This window comes from Amycolatopsis minnesotensis (assembly GCF_039529815.1).
Classification (GTDB): Bacteria; Actinomycetota; Actinomycetes; order Mycobacteriales; family Pseudonocardiaceae; genus Amycolatopsis; species Amycolatopsis minnesotensis.
On sequence record NZ_BAAANN010000024.1, the window covers coordinates 79,758 to 98,781 of the forward strand.

17 protein-coding genes are annotated in these 19,024 nt (G+C 70.8%); 11 read left to right on the forward strand and 6 right to left on the reverse strand.

The window, feature by feature from the left end; all coding sequences use genetic code 11:
• The first annotated feature begins 36 nt into the window (after positions 1 to 36).
• From ABD256_RS27670 to ABD256_RS27710, 9 genes are read left to right on the forward strand one after another with little or no spacing between them, the layout of a single operon-like run.
• Entirely contained in the window at positions 37 to 828 is a 792-nt protein-coding gene (locus tag ABD256_RS27670; RefSeq protein ID WP_344425084.1) for an MlaE family ABC transporter permease, read from the forward strand.
• Positions 828 to 1,679, forward strand: coding sequence for an MlaE family ABC transporter permease (locus ABD256_RS27675; RefSeq protein ID WP_344425087.1), 852 nt, complete (start codon positions 828 to 830; stop codon positions 1,677 to 1,679). The genes ABD256_RS27670 and ABD256_RS27675 overlap by 1 nt, the downstream gene beginning before the upstream one ends.
• Positions 1,676 to 2,899 (forward strand): MCE family protein, encoded by a 1,224-nt coding sequence (locus tag ABD256_RS27680; protein WP_344425089.1) that lies wholly within the window; start codon positions 1,676 to 1,678, stop codon positions 2,897 to 2,899. The genes ABD256_RS27675 and ABD256_RS27680 overlap by 4 nt, the downstream gene beginning before the upstream one ends.
• Complete coding sequence (locus ABD256_RS27685) at positions 2,896 to 3,897, forward strand: MCE family protein (RefSeq protein WP_344425092.1); 1,002 nt, start codon at positions 2,896 to 2,898, stop codon at positions 3,895 to 3,897. Before ABD256_RS27680 ends, ABD256_RS27685 begins: the two co-directional genes overlap by 4 nt.
• Complete coding sequence (locus ABD256_RS27690) at positions 3,894 to 4,886, forward strand: MCE family protein (RefSeq protein WP_344425094.1); 993 nt, start codon at positions 3,894 to 3,896, stop codon at positions 4,884 to 4,886. The genes ABD256_RS27685 and ABD256_RS27690 overlap by 4 nt, the downstream gene beginning before the upstream one ends.
• Positions 4,883 to 5,986 carry an MCE family protein gene (locus ABD256_RS27695; RefSeq protein ID WP_344425097.1) on the forward strand — a complete coding sequence of 368 codons (1,104 nt, stop codon included), beginning with the start codon at positions 4,883 to 4,885 and terminating at the stop codon, positions 5,984 to 5,986. Before ABD256_RS27690 ends, ABD256_RS27695 begins: the two co-directional genes overlap by 4 nt.
• Positions 5,986 to 7,023 (forward strand): MCE family protein, encoded by a 1,038-nt coding sequence (locus ABD256_RS27700; RefSeq protein WP_344425100.1) that lies wholly within the window; start codon positions 5,986 to 5,988, stop codon positions 7,021 to 7,023. Before ABD256_RS27695 ends, ABD256_RS27700 begins: the two co-directional genes overlap by 1 nt.
• Entirely contained in the window at positions 7,020 to 8,195 is a 1,176-nt protein-coding gene (locus ABD256_RS27705; protein ID WP_344425103.1) for an MCE family protein, read from the forward strand. Before ABD256_RS27700 ends, ABD256_RS27705 begins: the two co-directional genes overlap by 4 nt.
• A complete protein-coding gene (locus tag ABD256_RS27710) occupies positions 8,192 to 8,839 on the forward strand; it encodes a hypothetical protein (protein WP_344425106.1) in 648 nt (215 codons plus the stop codon). The genes ABD256_RS27705 and ABD256_RS27710 overlap by 4 nt, the downstream gene beginning before the upstream one ends.
• A gap of 112 nt (positions 8,840 to 8,951) precedes the next feature.
• Here ABD256_RS27710 and ABD256_RS27715 read toward each other — a convergent pair whose 3' ends face one another.
• Together ABD256_RS27715 and ABD256_RS27720 are read right to left on the reverse strand one after the other, a co-directional pair.
• Complete coding sequence (locus ABD256_RS27715; RefSeq protein ID WP_344425109.1) at positions 8,952 to 10,007, reverse strand: oxygenase MpaB family protein; 1,056 nt, start codon at positions 10,005 to 10,007, stop codon at positions 8,952 to 8,954.
• A 19-nt stretch (positions 10,008 to 10,026) separates the two neighbouring features.
• Positions 10,027 to 11,409 carry an SCP2 sterol-binding domain-containing protein gene (locus tag ABD256_RS27720; RefSeq protein ID WP_344425111.1) on the reverse strand — a complete coding sequence of 461 codons (1,383 nt, stop codon included), beginning with the start codon at positions 11,407 to 11,409 and terminating at the stop codon, positions 10,027 to 10,029.
• Between the two features lie 62 nt (positions 11,410 to 11,471).
• On the opposite strand from ABD256_RS27720, the gene ABD256_RS27725 reads away from it, so the two are divergent.
• Together ABD256_RS27725 and ABD256_RS27730 are read left to right on the forward strand one after the other, a co-directional pair.
• A complete protein-coding gene (locus ABD256_RS27725; protein WP_344425114.1) occupies positions 11,472 to 12,116 on the forward strand; it encodes a TetR/AcrR family transcriptional regulator in 645 nt (214 codons plus the stop codon).
• Between the two features lie 114 nt (positions 12,117 to 12,230).
• The gene (locus tag ABD256_RS27730) at positions 12,231 to 13,001 is read left to right on the forward strand and encodes a hypothetical protein (protein ID WP_344425117.1); all 771 of its coding nucleotides are present in this window, start codon (positions 12,231 to 12,233) and stop codon (positions 12,999 to 13,001) included.
• A 610-nt stretch (positions 13,002 to 13,611) separates the two neighbouring features.
• On the opposite strand, the gene ABD256_RS27735 is transcribed toward ABD256_RS27730, so the two are convergent.
• From ABD256_RS27735 to ABD256_RS27750, 4 genes are read right to left on the reverse strand one after another with little or no spacing between them, the layout of a single operon-like run.
• Entirely contained in the window at positions 13,612 to 15,090 is a 1,479-nt protein-coding gene (locus tag ABD256_RS27735; protein ID WP_344425120.1) for a class I adenylate-forming enzyme family protein, read from the reverse strand.
• Positions 15,087 to 16,664: a CoA transferase gene (locus ABD256_RS27740; protein ID WP_344425123.1), complete on the reverse strand. Its 1,578-nt coding sequence runs from the start codon at positions 16,662 to 16,664 to the stop codon at positions 15,087 to 15,089. Before ABD256_RS27740 ends, ABD256_RS27735 begins: the two co-directional genes overlap by 4 nt.
• Complete coding sequence (locus ABD256_RS27745; protein ID WP_344425126.1) at positions 16,661 to 17,446, reverse strand: class I SAM-dependent methyltransferase; 786 nt, start codon at positions 17,444 to 17,446, stop codon at positions 16,661 to 16,663. Before ABD256_RS27745 ends, ABD256_RS27740 begins: the two co-directional genes overlap by 4 nt.
• Positions 17,443 to 19,020: an AMP-binding protein gene (locus ABD256_RS27750; protein ID WP_344425258.1), complete on the reverse strand. Its 1,578-nt coding sequence runs from the start codon at positions 19,018 to 19,020 to the stop codon at positions 17,443 to 17,445. Before ABD256_RS27750 ends, ABD256_RS27745 begins: the two co-directional genes overlap by 4 nt.
• Between the last annotated feature and the right edge of the window lie 4 nt (positions 19,021 to 19,024).

A 19,024-nucleotide genomic window follows, 5' to 3' on the forward strand; every position in this document is an offset into this window, starting at 1 on the left:
CTACTCCAGGGTAGGAACTCGGCGAGGAGGGTGCGCATGGCGGCGCGGGGGAGATCGGGCTCGGTGGCCGAGATCGGCCTGCTGTTCGGCTTCGCCGCCGATACCGCCTACGCCGCAGGGCAGGCCGTGCTGCGACGGCGTTTCGCCTGGCGCGAGTCGATCGACCAGATGTGGTTCCTCGCCGGGGTCACCGCACTGCCCTCGATCCTCGTGATGATCCCGTTCGGGGTCGTGGTCGCCGCCCAGGTCGGCTCGCTGACCGGGCAGATCGGCGCGCAGAGCTACAGCGGCGCCGTGGTCGGGCTGCTGATCGTCGGGCAGGCCGCCCCGCTGGTGTGCGCGCTGATGATCGCGGGCGTCGGCGGGTCCGCGCTGTGCGCCGATCTCGGTTCGCGGACCATCCGCGAGGAGACCGACGCGCTCGAAGTGATGGGCCTGTCCGTGCTGGAACGGCTGGTACTGCCCCGGATCGTCGCCGCCGTCGTCGTCACCATGCTCCTGGACAGCCTCGTGATGGCCGTCGGGATCACCGCGAGCTTCCTCTTCCAAGTGCTCGCCGGGCACGTCGCCCCTGGCAGCTTCCTCACCACGATGACCGATTTCGCGCACCTCAGCGACTTCTTCGTCTCCCAGGTCAAGTCGGCGGTCTTCGCGGTGCTCGCCGCGGGGGTCGCCTGCGTCAAGGGCATCACCGTCAAGGGCGGCCCCGCCGGGGTGGGCAACGCGGTCAACGAGACGGTCGTGCTCGCGTTCCTGCTGGTGTTCCTCGCCAACGTCGGGATCGGCGAGCTGTATGCGCTGATGGCACCGCCGGACGGGGGCTTCTGATGACCGTCCCCGCCGTGGACGCGGTGACCAGGAACCTTCGCCGCGTGTCGGCCGGGCTCGCCGAAGCGGGCGCGCAGTTCACCTTCGCGCTGCACGTGCTGGCCTCGGTGCCCGCGACGCTGCGCCACCACTGGCGCCAGATCGTCCGGCTCGTCGCGGAGATCAGCTTCGGCTCGGCGACCCTGCTCGCCGGTGGCGGCAGCATCGGCGTCGTGTTCGCGATGAGCTTCGTGACCGGCTCGCAGATCGGTCTCGAAGGGTTCCGCGGGCTCGACCTGGTGGGGCTTTCGCCGCTGTCCGGTGCGATGTCGGGGCTCGTCAACACCCGCGAGCTGGCGCCGGTCGTGGCCGGGATCGCGCTGGCGGCCAAGGTCGGCACCGGGTTCACCGCGCAGCTCGGCGCGATGCGGATCGCCGAGGAGATCGACGCGCTCGACGCGATGTCGATCCGGTCGCTGCGGTTTCTCGTCACCACCAGGATGATCGCCGCCTTCGTCGCGGTGATCCCGCTCTACCTCGTCGGGCTCTTCGCCTCCTACGTCGCGACGAGGCTGATCGTGGTGAACGCCAACGGCCAGTCCCCCGGCAACTACGACTACTACTTCCACCTCGTGCTGCCGCCGCAGGACGTCGTGCTGTCCCTGCTGAAGGCGCTCGTGCTGGCGATGATCGTCACGATGGTGCACTGCTACCACGGCTACCACGCCTACGGCGGGCCAGAAGGCGTCGGCAAGGCCGCGGGGCGGGCACTGCGGACCAGCATCGTGCTGATCATGATCGCCGACATCCTGGTGACGTTCGCGTTCTGGGGCGTCTACCCGTCGATCCCCGGCACCGGGAGCGCGCAGTGAAGGGGCGGCGCGAAACCAGCCACGCGGCGATGGCCTGGCGCGGCGTCGTGGGTGTCACCGCGGGCATCGCGGTCATCGTCATGGTCGTCGCCTACGGCTCGGGCGGTCTCCGCACCGAGCCGACTGCCGTTTCGGACATCCCGCCGCAGACCGTCGGCGTCGCCGAACGGTCCACTGTGGAGTTCCGGGGCGTCGTGGTCGGATCGGTCGAATCGGTGCGCAGCGACGCCACCCGCACCCGCCTGACCCTGCGGTTTTCCGGTGACCACGCGGCGAACATCCCGGCGGGCGTGCACACGCGAGTGCTGCCCCGCACCCTGTTCGGCGACCAGTACGTCGACCTCGTGCCACCGGCGGCGGGCGCGACCGGCACGCTCGACGTCGGGGCGCCGATCCCGGCGGACACCTCCGGCGGCACCATCCAGCTCTACACCGCCTACAAGCGGCTTTTCGATGTGCTGCAGGCGATCCAGCCCGCGAAGATCGACACCGCGCTGTCCGCGGTCAGCAAGGCGCTGGCCGGTCGTGGCGCGCGGCTCGGCGCGCTCGTAGACCAGCTCCACGACCTGACCGACGACGCGCCCGCCCTCGTCGGCACCTTCAGCGACACCCTCGGGTTCGTCGCCGATCTCGGTCAGCAGCTCAGCGCGGTCGCCCCCGGCGGCGTACAGGCGCTCAAGGACGCCACCGCCCTGTCCGCGGACGTGGTGCGGCAGAAGGGAAACATCGAAGCGGTGCTCACCGGCGGGCTGGCACTGAGCGGGCAGGCGAAGCAGTTCCTCGGCGACAACCGCGACCGGCTCATCCACCTCGTGGACGGTGCTGGCGAGGTCGTGCGCACCGTGCACGACAAGCGGCACGGCCTCACCGAGTTCTTCGACAGCTTCACCGCGCTGGTCACCGGGGTCAAAAGCGTGCTGAGCCACGGGCCGCCGATGCCGCTGGACCTCACCGCGACCTTCGACCGCAACGCGCCCTACACCGCCGCGGACTGCCCGCGCTACGGGAAGCTGACCAGCCCGACGTGCGTCCCGGCGGCACCGCCGCCGCCTCCTCCTGCACTGGGCGGCACCTCCGGCCCGGTCGGCAGCGACGATGAGACCGCCGCGCTCGCGAAGCTGCCCGGCGTGCCGCAGAGCCAGCGTCCCGAGACGCAGAACGGGATCCTCGCGCTGCTGGCCGGGCCGATCCTGCGGGGAACGCGGGTGCTCATGCCATGACCGGATTGCCTTTCACCGCAGTGAAACTGGGCGTGTTCGCGACGGTGTGCGCGCTGTGCACCGCGCTCGTGGTGAACACGCTGAACCAGCCGTTCGGCCGCGCCGTCACCTACCACGCCGTGTTCACCGACGCGCTCGGTGTGAAACCGGGAAGCGACGTCCGGATCGCCGGGGTCCGCGTCGGCAAGGTCGACCGGGTGGCGCTCGACGGCCGCACCGCCGTCGTCACCTTCGCGGTCGCCGACGACCAGGAGATCCCCGCCGACGCGAAGGCCACCGTCCGCTACGCGGATCTCCTCGGCGCCCGGTACGTCTCGCTCGCCCCCGGCGGCGACGCCTCGAAGCGGCTGCCGGAGAACGGCACGATCCCGGTCGCGCACACCGCGCCCGCGCTCGACCTCACCGCGCTGTTCAACGGGTTCAAGCCGGTTTTCGAGCTGCTGCAACCCGGCGAGGTCAACCAGCTCACCAAGGAGATCGTCGCGGTGTTCCAGGGCGAGGGCCCCACGATCGACGCGCTGCTGTCCAAAGTGGTCACCCTGACCCAGACCTTCGCCGGGCAGGACAAGGTGATCGGTGAGGTGCTCGCGAACCTCCAGCCGGTACTGGACACCACGATCGGGCACGCGCAGGACTTCAAGAAGCTGGTTTCGGGACTCGGCAGCCTCGTCAGCGGGCTCGCGGCGAACCGGGACACGATCACCTCCGCGCTCGACAGCGGCGCGAAGCTCGCGGGCACCCTCGCCGACGTCACCACGCGCCTGACCCCGTCGATCAGCAAGGACCTCACTTCTTTGAACCAGCTCAGCGCGTCGCTGCTGGCCAACCGCGAACCGATCGTCGGCGCGTTGCACGACATGCCCGGCCTGCTCGGGAAGGTCACCGGGACGATGGACTACGGCGGCTGGATGAACGTGTACCTGTGCGATCTCGGCGTGCAGGCCGGCGGGCTCGGGGTGTCCTCGGCCATCGGCCCGCATTCGGCGGTGTGCCGATGAGGCGGCCGTTCCGGGAGCGCGATCCGCGCAAGCTCGCCGCGGTCGGCGTCACCGCGCTGGTGCTCGTCGTCGCGGCGGCGATCGGCGTGCCGCAGCTCGTGTTCTACACGCGCACCGCCGCCTACACCGCCGAACTCGCCAACGCCGCCGGGCTGCGCGCGGACGACCAGGTGTTCGTCGCCGGGGTTCCCGCGGGCCGGGTCCGCGCGATCACACTGGCCGGTGACCGGGTGCGCGTCGACTTCCGCCTCGACCGCGATCAGCCGCTCGGCGCGGCGACCAGCGCCGGCGTCAAGATCCAGACCGTGCTCGGCAAGCGCTACCTCGACGTGCGGCCCGATGGTGCCGGTGCGCTGCCCGGCGGCGGGACGATCCCGCTCGCGCGCACCTCCGTCCCGTTCTCGCTCGACGACCTCGGGCGCGCGGCCTCCGACACCACGCAGAAACTGGACCTCGGCTCGCTGCGCAAGATGATCACCACGCTGCGGGACAACGCACCGGACGCCAAGCTCGCCGGTGACGCGCTCACCGGCGTCACCTCGGCGACCTCGGTGTTCACCAAGTACAGCAAGGGAATCCAGGACCTGCTCGCCGGAGCCCGGTCGGTGACCTCGACGCTGGTCGGCCAGCAGGACAGCCTGGTGAAGCTGCTCGGCGACACCGATCTCATCACCCGTGCGCTGGTCGCCCGCAAGGACACGCTCAACCAGCTCGTCGGCGACGTCGGCCGCCTCGCCGACCGGATCCGCTCGTTCCTCGACACGAACCGCCCGCTCGTCGAACCGCTGATGCACCGGCTCGGCGAGACGGTGCGGACGCTGACCGACAACGCGGCGGATCTCGGCCGCACGATCGACCTGCTCGCGCCGACCGGACGCTACCTCGCCAACGCCACCGGGAACGGGCCGTGGATCGACGTCGTCGGCCCGGCGGCCATCGTGCCGGATCCGATCCTGTGCGTCACCGGACTCGTACGGGGGTGCAAATGAACCCGGCCGCGAAGGTCGTGGCGCTGCTGTGCGTCGCGGGACTGCTCGTCGCCGGGGCGATCTTCGTGCTGCGCCCGGAGCCGACGACGACCGTCGTCGCCGAGTTCGGCCAGGTCGACGGCGTCTACCCCGGCAGCAAGGTCGACATCCTCGGCGTGCCGATCGGCGAAGTCCGTGCGGTCGACCCGGCCGGCTCCCGCGTGCGCGTGACCCTCTCGCTCCCGGCGGGGACGAAGGTGCCGGCGCAGGCGCAGGCGTGGGTCATGTCGCCCGCGGTGATCAGCGACAAGTACGTGGAGCTGACCCCGGCTTACACGACCGGCGCGACGCTCCCGGACGGCGGCGTCATCCCACCGGACCGGGCGCACGCACCGGTGAAGTGGGACGACCTGATGAAGTCGCTCAACACGCTGCTCACCACGCTCGCACCGGGCGACCCCGCCGCGGGCGCGCCACTCGGCGACGCGCTCGCCGCCGCCGCGAAGCTCCTCGACGGGAAGGGCCAGGCGTTCAGGGACGCGATCACCCAGGTGAACCAGACATCCGGCGTCGTGGCGGGTCAGCTCCCCGATGCCAGCGCGCTGCTCGACACCCTGGCCACTCTGGTGTCCACACTGGACAAGAACAAGTCCGCCGTCGACTCGGTGACCAGCTCGGTCACCATGGCCGCTGACGAGTTCGGCAAGCAGCAGGACTCCATCGCGTCCACTGTGGAGGATCTTTCGGTCGCGATGACCGATCTCGCCGACCTGCTGAAGAACCACGGCGCGGAGCTGACGAAGGACGTGTCCCAGCTCGGCTCGCTCGCCGCGGAGCTGGGGAAGCACCAGGGGCAGCTCGCCGAACTGCTGGACACACTGCCACTGGCTGGGCAGAACCTCAGCCGCGCGGTCTCCCCCGACCACCGGCTCCGCACCCGGATCGACGTGTCGACGAACTTCAGCCAGTTCGCGCTCGGCAAGGAGCTCTGCGCGAAGCTGCCGCTGCCGCTGTGCAGCGGCGCCGGGATCACCAACCCGGTGCGCTTCCCGCCGTCGGTCGGCGACCCGCTCGGCCTGCCGTCCGTACTCGCCCCGCCAGCGAAGACGGGAGGCAACTGATGCGCCGGTTCGCACTCGCTTCGGTCGCCGTGCTCACGGCAGCCGCGCTCACCGGCTGCCGGCTGAGCCTGCAGGACATGGGCGCCGGTGAGGGGGTGGACGGCCCGTCGTACGAACTCACCGCGGTCTTCACCGACGTGTCCGGGCTGCCGTCGGGTGGCGAGGTGAAACTGGGGCCGTCCTCGGTCGGGCGGGTCGTGGCGACGCGGTCGGAACGGTTCCAGGCGAAGGTGACGATGCGCCTGCGCCAGGACGTCCGGCTGCCGAAGGGAACGCGCGCCGAGTTGAAGCTCGGCACCGCGCTCGGCGACCAGTACATCGAACTCCGCCCGCCCGATGGCGGCGGTGCCGACCACCTCGCCGACGGCGCGACCATCGGCGTCGCGGAAACCACTCGCGGGCCCGATATCGAGAACACGCTCGCCGTACTCGGCATGGTGCTCAACAACAGCGGGCTCGACCAGGCGCGCACCATCATCACCGAGCTGAACACCATGCTCGGTGGCCGCGAGGACAAGATACGCGACCTGCTGGCGAGGGCGAACGGCATTCTGTCCACATTGGATGCCCGGTCCGGCGACTTCACGCGCGCGCTCGGCTCGCTGAACCGGCTCGCCAAGATCGCCTCGGACAACCGCGCGGTGCTTGAGCAGGCGTTCACCCAGATCACCCCCGCCGTCGACGTGCTGCGGAGCCAGCAGGACTCGTTGAACAGGCTGCTCGCCGACGTGACCCCGCTCGCGAAGACGACGGACGACACGCTCGGCCGCACCAAGGAAGCCGTCGGTTCGATCGTGGACGGTGTCGGCCCCGTCCTCGACGAGCTGAACGGGTTCAGCGGCAGCCTCGGCTCGACGCTGGGCACGCTCAAGTCCGCGACCGCCCTGCTCGGCCGCGCGATCCCAGGGGACTACCTGAACCTCAACGTCCGGTTCGACGTGCCCGGCACGCTGACCGCGCTGTTCACCGGCACTTCCGGGACTGGCATGACGTTCCCCGGCGGTGTCGAGCAGTTGCTGAAAGGGGGTGCCCGATGATCCGGCGGCTCGGACGGCGGCTGCCGCTGGTGCAGCTCACGGCGTTCCTGCTGATCGGCGTCGGTTGCTCGGTGTACCTCGCGGTCACCGCCGTCGGCCCGGCCGAGTTCCGCGCCGCGACGCACGTGACGGTGCGGATGCCCGACGCGGGTGGTATTTCGCCCGGCGCTTCGGTGACCTACCACGGGGTCACCGCGGGGAGCGTGGCCGCGGTGAACCTGCGCGGCGACGGCGTGGAGATCGCACTCGACCTCGACAGCGCGCTGCGCGTCCCGGCGAACACCGAAGTCGTGGTGGCGCAGGACACCGCCGTCGCGCTGCGGCACCTCGACCTGCGTCCCAAGACGGACGCGCCCCCGTTCCTCGCCGACGGCGCGGTGGTCCACGCCGGTAAGGACGCCGGGATCCTGCCGCTGCAAACGGTGCTGGTGAACCTGATGAAGCTCACCGACAGCATCGATGTCGACGATCTGGGCACCATCGCGGACGAACTGTCGACGGGTCTCTCGGGAACCGCTCCACAGCTCGAAAACCTGGTCGACAAGGGCAGTCAGATCGTCACCGAACTCAACGAGATGCGCCCGACCGTGACCACGGTGCTCACCGGTGCGAAGGACTTCCTCGGCGAAGGGACCTCCGCCCGCCTGCCGAAACTCGTCGAATCGCTCGGCAAGCTGACCGGCCAGCTACGCACCCTCGAACCGAAAGCGGTGCCGCTGCTGGAAAGGGCCCCTGGCCTGATCGACCAGCTCGTGCCGCTGCTGAAGGACAACCAGCGGAACGTCGGCGTGCTGCTGGCGAACCTGGTCTCCCCCGTCGATCTCGTCGCGGGCCGTTCGGAGGCGCTGCGAGCGTTCCTCACCGACGTGCCGCGCGGACTCGGCGACCTCGCGTCGATCGGCCGCGGTGACCACGCCGACTTCACGCTCGTCCTCGGGCAGGGCGGAATCTGCTACTACCCGCAGCAACGACGCACGCCGACCGACACGACACCGCGACCGCCCGCTTCCGATTTCCGTTGCCCACCGGGAAAGAGCGGAGACCAGGGCGTCCGCGGGGCCGCGAACGCACCGACGCCGCCCGCACCGGCGAACCCCGGTCAGGAAAGCGGAACGCCACCGCCGGGAAGCCCTTCGTGGGCGGCCCTGTACACGCAAGGAGCGCGAGGATGACAGCACCGAACCGCACCCGCAAGCGTCCCGTGGTCGCGGGAAAGAAGACCACCAGGGCACCGTCCGACGCCGAACGACGACCCTCGCCGACGCCGCGTCCCGCGCCCGGGGATGAACCGGTCACCGCCGAGCAGTCAGTTCCGTTGCCGGTACGGAAAAAGCGGCGTTTCGCGTGGCGCCCTCGACGGATCGTCGCCGGTGTGCTCGTCCTGCTCGTGCTCGGCGCCGGCGGGTTCGCCGGCTGGCAGTGGCACCGCCACGCGCAGCTCGAATCGGCGCGCGAAGCCGCGACCGGGGCGGCGCGGCAGTTCGCGCTCGACCTCACCAGCTACGACTTCACCAGGATCGACGACAACCTGAAGAAGGTCACCGGCGACTCCACGGACTCGTTCGCGAAGCAGTACCAGTCCGTCGCGAACAACCTGACGCAGCTCATGCGGCAGTACAAGGCGGTCGCGAAGAGCACCGTCGTGCAGGCCGGAATCGCGGACGCGACCCCCGATCGCGCCGTGGTGCTCCTGTTCGTCGACCAGACCATCACGAACACCAACAGCCCGCAGCCCCGCGTCGAACGCAACCGCCTGCAACTGACCGTCCTGAACCAGGACGACACCTGGCGCCTGGACGACGTCCAACTCCGCTGACCGTCTCGCTCGTCCCGGTCCCGCGTTTCCTCAAGGTGCCCTTCAGGGCATGCCGGGCACGCCCTTTCTCAGGCCGAAGCCACGCGAAGGGCTTCCTCCGGGGATTCCGGCGTCAGGCGATCGGACCGAGGACGGGCTCCGACTCCACGATCCCGGCGTCGCTCGGCGCCGTCCCGCTCTCGAACACCCTGGCGCGCTGCTTCGCCCGCCATTCCAGGTGCGCCTCGGCCGGTTTCGCGTAGCCGTAGCGCCGCCGCCCTTCCGCCGGCGTGACGGTTTCCGGCGTGGCAGGGGGAATGCCGAGCAGCACGGGAGCCACCACCGGCACCGTCGCCGGTGACAGCCGCCGCAGCATCATCAGCTCAAGCCGCCGGTTCAGGTGCGCGAGCCGGAACGTGATCTTGAGCAGCGGGGTGACCAGAACGTCGGTGAACCGCGACTGGCGCAGCCCGGACATCGTCCGCATCCAGCGGGGCATGGTGGCGATGGTGGCCGCGCGCAGCACCCTGGTGACGAGGAGGGTGACCGGGCGAAGCAGGGCGGGCATCGGCGGGAGCATCACCTCGGCGTGCAGCAGGTGATCCATTGTGGACCGCGCGACGTCGGAGCCGACGAGCTGCGGGCGCATTTCCTCGAAGTAGGCTCGTACCCCGACGCGGTCGCGTGGCACGTCCTCCGGCGCACAGGTCTGCAGTTCCGCGGCCACGGCGCATTCCTGCCAGTACCGCTCCTCCTCGGCGGGAGTGAGCTTCCCCAGCCCGTACTTCTCGTAGGCGTACAGGATCGAATGCCATGCGGTGAGGTGGATCCAGAGCTGGGACTTCGGGTCGTTGGCGTCGTAGGGATCCCCGCTGAGCGGTTCCGTCCCGATCGCCTTCGAGTGGATCTTCACCAGCACGTCGGCCGCCTTGAGCGTCGAACGCGATCCACCGAAGGCCACCATCGCGAAGTACCGGAGCGTCCGGTCGTACCGGGTGCGCGGCCGGTTCCGGATCGCCTTGGTCTCGTCGACCGATGCGACCAGTGCCGGGTCGAGCTCTTCCACCACCACGGCACGCTGGAAACCCACGGTCAGCGAGGTCGGATAGCTCCACACCTTCCAGGTGACCGATTCCGGGCCGAAGAAGCCGTAGTCCTCGTGCGGCTCGACAGAACGCTTGCGTGTCATCGTCGCCTCCGTTTGGGTTTCACGCCTTGGGAATGCTGAAGATCGCGGGCAGCCTGCTGGCGAACGCCAGGTCACCGCGCACGGAAAGCCTGCGCCACAGGAAAGCCTTCACCGGGTTGAGATTTCCGGTGACGAGCTTGAAGAACAGCACCGGGTCGGTCCGGATCGTCAGGCTTGGCTTGCCGGGGAGATCGCCGACGGTCGCCGTGCCGCCGGTGATCCTGGTGCGGTATTCGTCGTACCGCCCGGTGCCGCCGGTGATCTGCCACGCGATCATGCCCTCGACACCGGCGGCGCGCCGGGGATTGAGGTAGCCGGGCAGGCGGCGGAAGATCTCGTCGAGCAGGATCTGGCGCACCGGGCCGCGCAGCCGCTCCTTCAGGTCTCGGTCCGAGGTGCTCGCGACGAGCCGGACGATGCTGCCGACGTCGACCGCGCGCGGGTCGCCGACCTCGACGACGCCCTTGGCCGACGGAATCCTCAGCAACCGCACCAGATCCAGCGCCACCGCCGCATCACCCTCGATCCGCAGCACCCCCGAGAGCACCATCGTCGCCGGATCCCCGTTCCCCGTCGCCAACACCAGGAAATCCGCCGTACCGAGACGCAACGTCACCGACGGCACGCCGTCAAGCTCCCGCCCCGCCGACGCGACCCCGTCGTCGATCCGCAACAGGAACCGGTCGCCCGCTCCGCGCTCGTCGAGCAGCCGCCAGCCGATCACCTGGTTCACTCCGGCCGCCGCGACCGGATCGACGTACTCGGGCAGCCGCCGGATCACCTCGTCCACCACGATCCGGCCCACCGGCCCCCGCAGCCTCTCGGCGAGCTTGCGCGGCTCGATCTTCCCGATCAGCGCCGCGATCCTGGTGACGTCGACCGCGCGCGGGTCATCGACCTCGACGACGCCCTTGGCCGACGGAATCCTCAGCAACCGCACCAGATCCAGCGCCACCGCCGCATCACCCTCGATCCGCAGCACCCCCGAGAGCACCATCGTCGCCGGATCCCCGTTCCCCGTCGCCAGCACCAGGAAGTCCGCCGTACCGAGACGCAAGGTCACCGACGGCGCGCCGTCGAGGTCCCGGCCCACCGAAACCACGCCGTTGTCGAAGCGCAGCACGAACCGGTCGACCACGCCGTCCTCCCCGAACAGGTGCCAGCCGACGACCCGGTTCACGCCTGCCGCCGCGGTCTGGTCGACGTACTCCGGCAACCGGCGGATCACCTCGTCCACCAGGACCTTCCCGATGCCGCCACGCAACCGCGCCCGCAGCTCGTCCCGGTCCGTTTCGGCGACCGCGGTGGCGATCTCCGCGGCGTCCACGGTGGCGGCCACGGCCGACGGCTCCGAAGACAGCCGGAGGAAGAACTCGTCCAGCTTCGCCAGCTCTCCGGTCATGACCGCCTCCTCGCGTTCCTACTTACGAGTAGGAATTTCCTACTTCGTGGTAGATTAGTCAAGTGGGTACCTCAGGAGTGGCACGGGTCACAGCAGAGCCTCGCAAGCCTCGCGCGGCTCATCTCGGGCCGGAGCGCAGGCGTCCACTCGTCCTCGACGCCGCACTGGAGGTCTTCCTGGAGCACGGGTACCGCGGCACGTCGATGCAGGCGGTCGCGACGGCGGCGGGCGTGACGAAACCCGTTGTCTACGAATGCTTTCCCAACAAGGAGGCGCTGCTGCTCGCCCTGCTCGACCGGGAAGAGCGGCGCCTGCTGGACGCGGTGGTGGCCGCGATGCCGGAGACCCTCTCGACGTCGGACGACCTCGGCGATCTGGTCGCCGCGGGACTGGCCGCCTTCCTCACGGCCGCGAGCGAGGCGGACGACGCGTGGCGGATCGTGTTCGCCGCGCAGCACGATCCGAAGACCGTGATCGGGGCCAGGGTCGGTGCGGCGCGCGCGATGCTCGTGGGCCGCCTTCGCGACATCATCCACCCGCGTCTGAAGACCATGCCCCACGCCGACGCCGACCGCGAAGCCCCGGTGCTCGCCGAGTTGGTCGCGAGCCTTGCCGAAACGAGCGCGCGAATGCTCGTCGTCGACCGGATCCCGTGGTCGGTCTCCGAACTTTCCCGCTATGTCGCCAAACTGCTCGTACGGGACTGAAACCCGTTACGGCGGCGAGAGTAGCCGCCCTACGCCGGTACGCGCACCGGCGTAGTCGCGGAGCCGTCCTCGAACGGACGCGGCGCGGGTGGATCCGCGACAGGCTTTCCCACCATGACCACTACTGCCGCACCACCGCGAACGCTCTCACCCCTTGTCTCGACGACCGTTGCCGGTCAACTGATCGGCGCTGCCGGACTCGTCGTTCAATGGATCTCGGCGCCCGAAGTGTTCGAGGGCTTCGGCTTTCCTCCCGGCCTGTTCTACGTGCTCGGCGCGGCGGCGATCGTGCTGCTGAACCGGCGGTCGAACTGGTCGCCCGCCGCTGCGATCGCGTTGTCGCTGTGGATCACGATCGGCGGGCTCGCGGGCGGCAACCTGCAGGACAACCTCGCCGATCCCGACACCGGGATGGTCGTCGGCAACATCGTGATGCTCGCCGGCCTGGCGATCTCCGCGATCGCCGGTGTGCTCGCGATCCGGCACAACTTCCGCACCCGCCCCGAAAAGCGGATCGCACCGCTGGGCTCGGGCAACCCGCGCCGGATCGCCACCACGATCGTCTTCGCCGGTCTGCTGCTCGACGCGATCGGCGACGCCGCGCCGGAAGGGTTCAACTGGGACGGCCCCGGCCCGATCCTGTTCCTGGTGCTCGCGATCCTGGTGGCGCTGATTCCCGGCAACGCCATGATCGAGCTGAGCATGATGCTGTCGCTGACCTTCGTGCTGACCGCGTTCCTCAACCCGCAGGCGGGGCAACGGCTGACCGACCCGTCGAACGTGCTGCCGTTCACGGGCGCGCTCATGCAGGTCGTCGGGCTGAGCCTGGCGGTACTCGCGGGCGCGGTCGCGATTCTGCCGCGGCGACGCCCGGTCGCGGGTTGACCGGGCGCCGTCCGCGTTGGCCCATACCCGTGCGAAGGTCCGGACGGCGGCCTTGGACGCCGCGCAGGTGTCGAATGCTTGATTTTTGTTGGTGCGGTATGGGTGTACCGCACGCCTGCGGTGCGCCGCGGGACCGGACATGGTGGTCGGCTCTCGTTCGTGGGGCCGCGGTTGTTGTTGTGGTTGGGAGGCTTCGGCTTTGTGTGGTGGTTACGTGGCGTTGGCGGGGCTTGGCGCACGTGGATTCGCAACACCACTATGTCGCGTTTGGACAGTTGGTCACCACCGGAGTGCAGTTCAGCGGCGCGAGGTCGGCGACATCGTGTCTTTCGGACGAGGAACGGCAGCGGCAGCGTGTGGAGGCTCGCCGATTGGAGCTTCGGCACGGGGATCACGGGTCCTCGAAGTTGAAGGGTGATCCGCGCACCCGGGACCAGTTGCGAGTGGACGCGTTCGTGGCGCGGTGTCTCGGTGGAGGTGGTGCGGGTAAGGGATTACGGGACAATCCGGGTGAGCTGGGTGGCTATGGCGACATTTCGGCCGCGATGGCGCGGAAGATCGCGTTCGACACGAACTCGACCACGCAACAGCCTGGTCCGAGGGCCCGCGCTTACGCCAACACAGCTCGGTGGCGCGCGAGTTCGGTCAGCGTGCGGCGGCAGACTTTCCCGGTCGCACCAAGGGGAAGCTCCGGCAGCACCACCAATGCCTCCGGGAGCTTCCGCCGGTCGACGCCGCGATCCTGTTCCAGGAACGCGGTGAGCGCGGGCAGCGTCAGCGGGGTTCCCGGTCGCGGGGCGACGCAGGCGCACAGTCGTTCGCCCAGGTCCTGGTCGGGGACGCCGACGCAGGCGACCTCGGCGATCGCCGGGTGGGTGCCCAGGTGGTCCTCGATCTCGGCGGGGCTGATGTTGAAGCCGCCTCTGACCACGATCTGCTTCAGCCTTCCCAGTACACGGAGGCGGCCGTGATCGTCGAACGTGCCGCGGTCACCGGTGCGTACCCAGCCTCCGGGGAGGCGGTAGCGCGCGTCCAGTTCCGGGTCGTCCACATAGCACAGTGGGGTCATCGGGCCCCGTGCGAGGATCTCGCCGTCGCGGCCGTCGTCGACCCTGATCGACACGACCGCGGGGTCCGGCTTTCCGGTCCACGGGCCGAGCCCGGTCTTCGCGGTGTGGCAGTTGACGCCGTCGGACGAGCCGTAGACGGTGATCACCTCGCAGGGGAACGCTTCCGCGCAGGCGCGGGCCACGGCGGCCGGGAGTGCGGCGCCGCTGGACACCACGGCTTCGAGCGCGGGGAGTGCCGGGGGCGGGGCCGCGGCCATCCTGCCGAGCATGGTGGGCACACCGAACACGTGCGTCGCGCGCCAGCCTGCCGCCGCCCGTACGGCCGCGCCGAGGTCGAAGGCGCCGGGCAGCAACAGGGTGCCGCCGAGCGCGGCGATGGTGACCGGCACCCCGCACGAGCCGAACGAGGATCCGAGCGGCACCAGCACGAGATTGCGCATCGGCGTGCCGGTGCGCCGCAGCGCGCGCACATAGGTCGCACGGCCGCCGGCGAACGCGTTGTGCGAATAGGCGACGAGTTTCGGGCGCGCCTCGGAACCGGACGACACCAGTATCCGCGCGGGCGCTTCGGCGTCGATCCGGGCGGTGCTCGCGCCACCGGTGCGGGAAAGGCGGCGCGTGCCGCCGTCGATCAGCACGCTCGCCCGAGCGCGGTGCGGCGCGTCGGCGTGACCCGGCGGGCACGGCAGCGCGACCGCTCCTACCGCGTATACGGCCAGTTCGGCGATCACGGCGGCCCTGCTGTCGGGCAGTGCGATACCGACGACGTCGTGGGGGCCGACACCGGCCGATGCCAACCTCCCCGCGCGACGCCGGACCTCGGCATCGAGACTCGCGTAGTCGAGGGAGCCGTCGACATCCACCACGGCTTCGCGATCGGGGTGGTTCCGGACGTGCTGGGAAAAGCACCGGTACAGATCATGTCCTGGGCACAGTCCCCTGCGCACCCATCCCGCACGCAGCGCGGGCGGAACCTGGTCGGCCAGTGTGATCCCGGCGGCGGAGGTCCACGCGCTCACGAGAAAGTCCAGGGGCTGCGCGGGAACGCGTACCCGTCCCAGTCCAGCGCGCGGGCGAACCGGGGGTCGGCGGCGAGCAGCCGCAGGTCGGTGCACACCGCGGTGGCGGCGACCCCGGCGTCGGCGAACCTCGCCACCCAGTCGTCGCTCGTGCGGTCGCCGAAGCTCGCCGCGCCGAGCACCGCCGCCACCTTCTCGCGCCCGGCAGGGCCTATCGAGAGGTATCCGTCCGCGGTCTCCTGTGGACGGTCCCATTCCGTCCACATCGGACGGCTCGACGGGCGGAGCACGAGTGCCGAGGAAAGCAGTGACGACTCGACCCGCGAGCCGATACCCGTGCGGAGGCTCGCGAGCAACGCCGTCAGCACCCCTTCGGCGCACACGAGTCCCCCGAGCACGTCGGTGACGGTCATCAGCGACGGCGCGGCCGGTTCGTTCGCGGGCCGGATCGCGGCGGCGAGCCCGCTGTGGGCCTGCACCAAGAAGTCGGTGCCCAGCGGCGGGTTCGGGCCGAGCTGGCCGCCCCAGCCCGACGCGGCCGCCGCCACCAGTCCCGGCCGCACCGCGGTCAGGTCCTCGGCGGTGAGGCCGAGCGCCGACGCCCGTCCCGGCCGCCAGTTGTGCAGGAACACCTCGGCATCGGCGACGAGTTCGAGCACGCCAGCGCGTCCGGCTGCCGACTTGAGGTCGAGGTCGACCGCGCGCTTCCCGTCGTTGAGCGCGCGGAACCGGGCCGAGCGGGCACCGGCGAGCGGCGGCACACCGCGCATCGGGTCACCGCCAGGCGGTTCGACCCGGAGCACGTCGGCGCCGAGCAGGCGCAGGACGTGCCCGGCGAGCGGGCCCTGCACCCTGCTGGTCGACTCGACGACCGCGATACCGGAAAGGGGCAGCCCTTCGCGGTGGTACGACGCGACCGGGCCGTGGCGCCCGCAGGGCTGGATGTCCCAGCGCGGCACCGTGACGGGCGGGACCGGCGAGTCCCGCACGGCCAGCACGCTCAGCCCCGACGACTGCCCGGTGTTGGCGAGTTCGGCGAAGGCGCGCCGCCGCGCCGCGTGGGCGAGTTCGGCGGGCAGTGGGCAGGTCGCGGTCGCGAACCGGAGCTGGAACGGCCGCCACGCCCGCCGCACCGCGACGGGGTCCGCGTCCAGCCGGGACCAGAACCGCTGCCAGTCTTCGGCGGCCAGCGTCTCGACCTCGAACCGGATACCGTCGGCCGAAACGAACGGCGGCCCGCCGGTGCCGAGCGGCTCCGGCCGGTCCTCCGCGCAGGTCGCCGCCGCGAGGTACTGGCACACAGCGAGCAGCGCGCCCTGCGCGGCCGAGGTGTGCGCGGCGCGCACCTCCTGCCCGCGCTCACGGCCGATCGCCACCGCCAGCCTGCCGTGGCTGGCGAGCAGCCCGGCGACGGTGGTCGCGTAGTCGACGCCGAGTGGCAGCGGGCGCCCCGATTTCCGGCCGTGGACGTGCATCAGGCCGCACGCGGCCTGGACGGCGGTGTCATCGTCGAGCGGGAGGTCGACCGGGCCCGCCCAGTCGAGGGTGTCCCGTACGCCGGGTGCGACCGTCATCCCGCACGCCTTCCCTGCACCGAGTAGAAGACACTGGAACAGACCAGGAAACCCGGGTCCGCCAGCAATGCGCGAACCCGGCGGAGGCCGTCGCCGGTCATCCCCGCGGCGAGCAGTTCCTCGCGAAGGCGGTACGTGTGGTGCACCAGCAGCCGCGCGCCCGGCGATCCCGGCCCCCAGGTTTCGACCTGCGGCCACACATCGACCTCGGTGAACCCGGCGTGCCGCATCGCCGCGCCCACCCGGCTACCCCACGCGACGTCCACGCCCGCCGCCGCCATCACGGCGTCCTTCGCCGAAAGGAACTCGCGGAAGAGCCGCTCCGCCTCGGTGTCCGGCGCGACGAGGCAGGGCTGGTAGGTGGTGTCGAACTCGTCCACCTGGAGCCAGCCGCCCGGTTTCAAGGTGGCCAGCACCTTTTCGAGCACGGCCTCGCGCGCCGGGAGGTGCCGCAGTACCAGTCGCGCGTGAACGAGATCGAAGGCGTTGCGGGGCAAGGGATCCGTGACCACGTCGTGCCGAATCGCGGTCAGCCCGCGCGCCCCGGGACCGTGCTGCGGCGCCAGATCGGTGGCCACCACGCCACCGGCACCGGGGGCGACGCGTTCGGCGAGCCAGCGTGCGACGCTGCCGCCGCCGGCGCCTATTTCGAGGCAGCGCCAGCCTCGGGTGACCCCGGTGGCCGCGAGCCTGGCCGTGGTCACCGGGTCGTAGGCGGCGGCGAGGCAGTCCTCCTGGTCGTGGCGGAGCTCGCCCTCCCCCGCGAACACGTAGCTCGTCATGTCCAGCGCCCGGTGCCCGTCGGCGCCGACTGCCCGGTCAGCGCCCGTAGCAGCGCCAGCCGCCGCACCTTGCCGGTTCCGGTGCGCGGCACGTCCTCCCACCGCACCACCACCGGCTCGCGCAACCGGGGCAGGTCGCTGGTCGCGGTGACCCACTCGTGCTGCGGCAGCGGGGATTCGGTGACGAGCACGGGAAGCGGCGGGCCGTCCGTCGTGCCGAGCACGATGCATTCGAGCACCCCTGGCAGCCGATCCTCCAGCAGATCCTCGGTTTCCAGGCAGCTCAGCTCCGGCACGCTGTCCACCTCGCGGTCCAGCAGCACCACGCTGCCGTCACGGCCGCGCCGCGCGAGATCCCCGGTGTTCCACCACTTCCCGTCCTGTTTGGCCGCCCAGCGCCGCTCCTCCCCCAGGTATCCCAGGCAGCGGGCCGGCGTGCGCACCAGCACGAGCCCCGCCTCTCCCCTGGCGACGGGGCGGAAGGTCTCCGGGTCCACCACCTTGAGGCGGGTGCGCACCGGCACCGGCCTGCCGAGGTTGCGCGTGGTCGGGTGCCGGTCGCCGCGCGAGGCGACCGACCCGCGGGTGAGGAACCGGAAGGTGATCGGGCCGGTCTCGGTCTGCCCCCAGCCCTGCATCCACAGTGGACGTCGCACGGCCGATGCTGCGAGGTAGCCGCGCACGACCGGCGGGTGGACCGCGTCGTAAGTGCTGATGTAGAGCCGGACGTCGCGGAACGGGTTGTCCAAACGCGACAGCAGCGGCGTGAACCGCACGAACGTGGCCGGCAGCGCCTCCACGACGGTCGGCGGCGCGGACCGCAGCACCGGGTCCGCGGTGGCGGGATCGGCGCCGGTGAGCACCACGATCCGGCGCGGTGCCAGGCAGCACACGCTGGCCGTCCAGCAGAAGGTCCTGCCGTGGGCGTAGGAGCTGGCGTTGACGAGCGTGTCGTCGCGACGCACGCCGACCACGGGCAGCCGGTTCGCTTCGAGCCCGGCCAGCTTGCCGATGATCGTGCCGGTGGAGTGCACCACCAGCTTCGGCACGCCGGTGGTCCCGGAGGTGTGGTTGATCACCAGCGGTTCGTCGCGAACCGGGCGTCTCGGTGCGGGTGGTGTCGTCCCGCGCACGTCGGCCAGCGTCAGCGCGCCCTCTTCCGCCGAATCGAGGCTGAGCACCCGGCTGGCCAGTGAGGGCAGGTCCACGCCCTCGTCGCGGCAGCGTCGCAGCAGTGCGGCATCGGTCACCAGCAGCGCGGAATCGAGGCGCTTCACCAGTTCCTGCAGCGCCTCGGCCGCGAGATGGGCGGAAAGCTGCGCGGGCACCGCGCCGAGCCGGATCGCGGCGCAGGCGAGCAGGTCGTAGTCCCAGTGGTTGCGCTTCACGATCGCGACGCGGTCGCCGGGACCCGCTCCCGCCGCCGCGAGCCAACCGGAGGCTTCGCGCACCAGACCGGCGAGCGCGGGCATGTCGTAGGTGAGCCCCGCGCCGGGTGCGATGTCGAACGGCCGGTCCAGCAGCACCGTCGTCGGCACGCCGTGGTCGGCGCAGTCGTCGAACAGCACGCCCATGTCG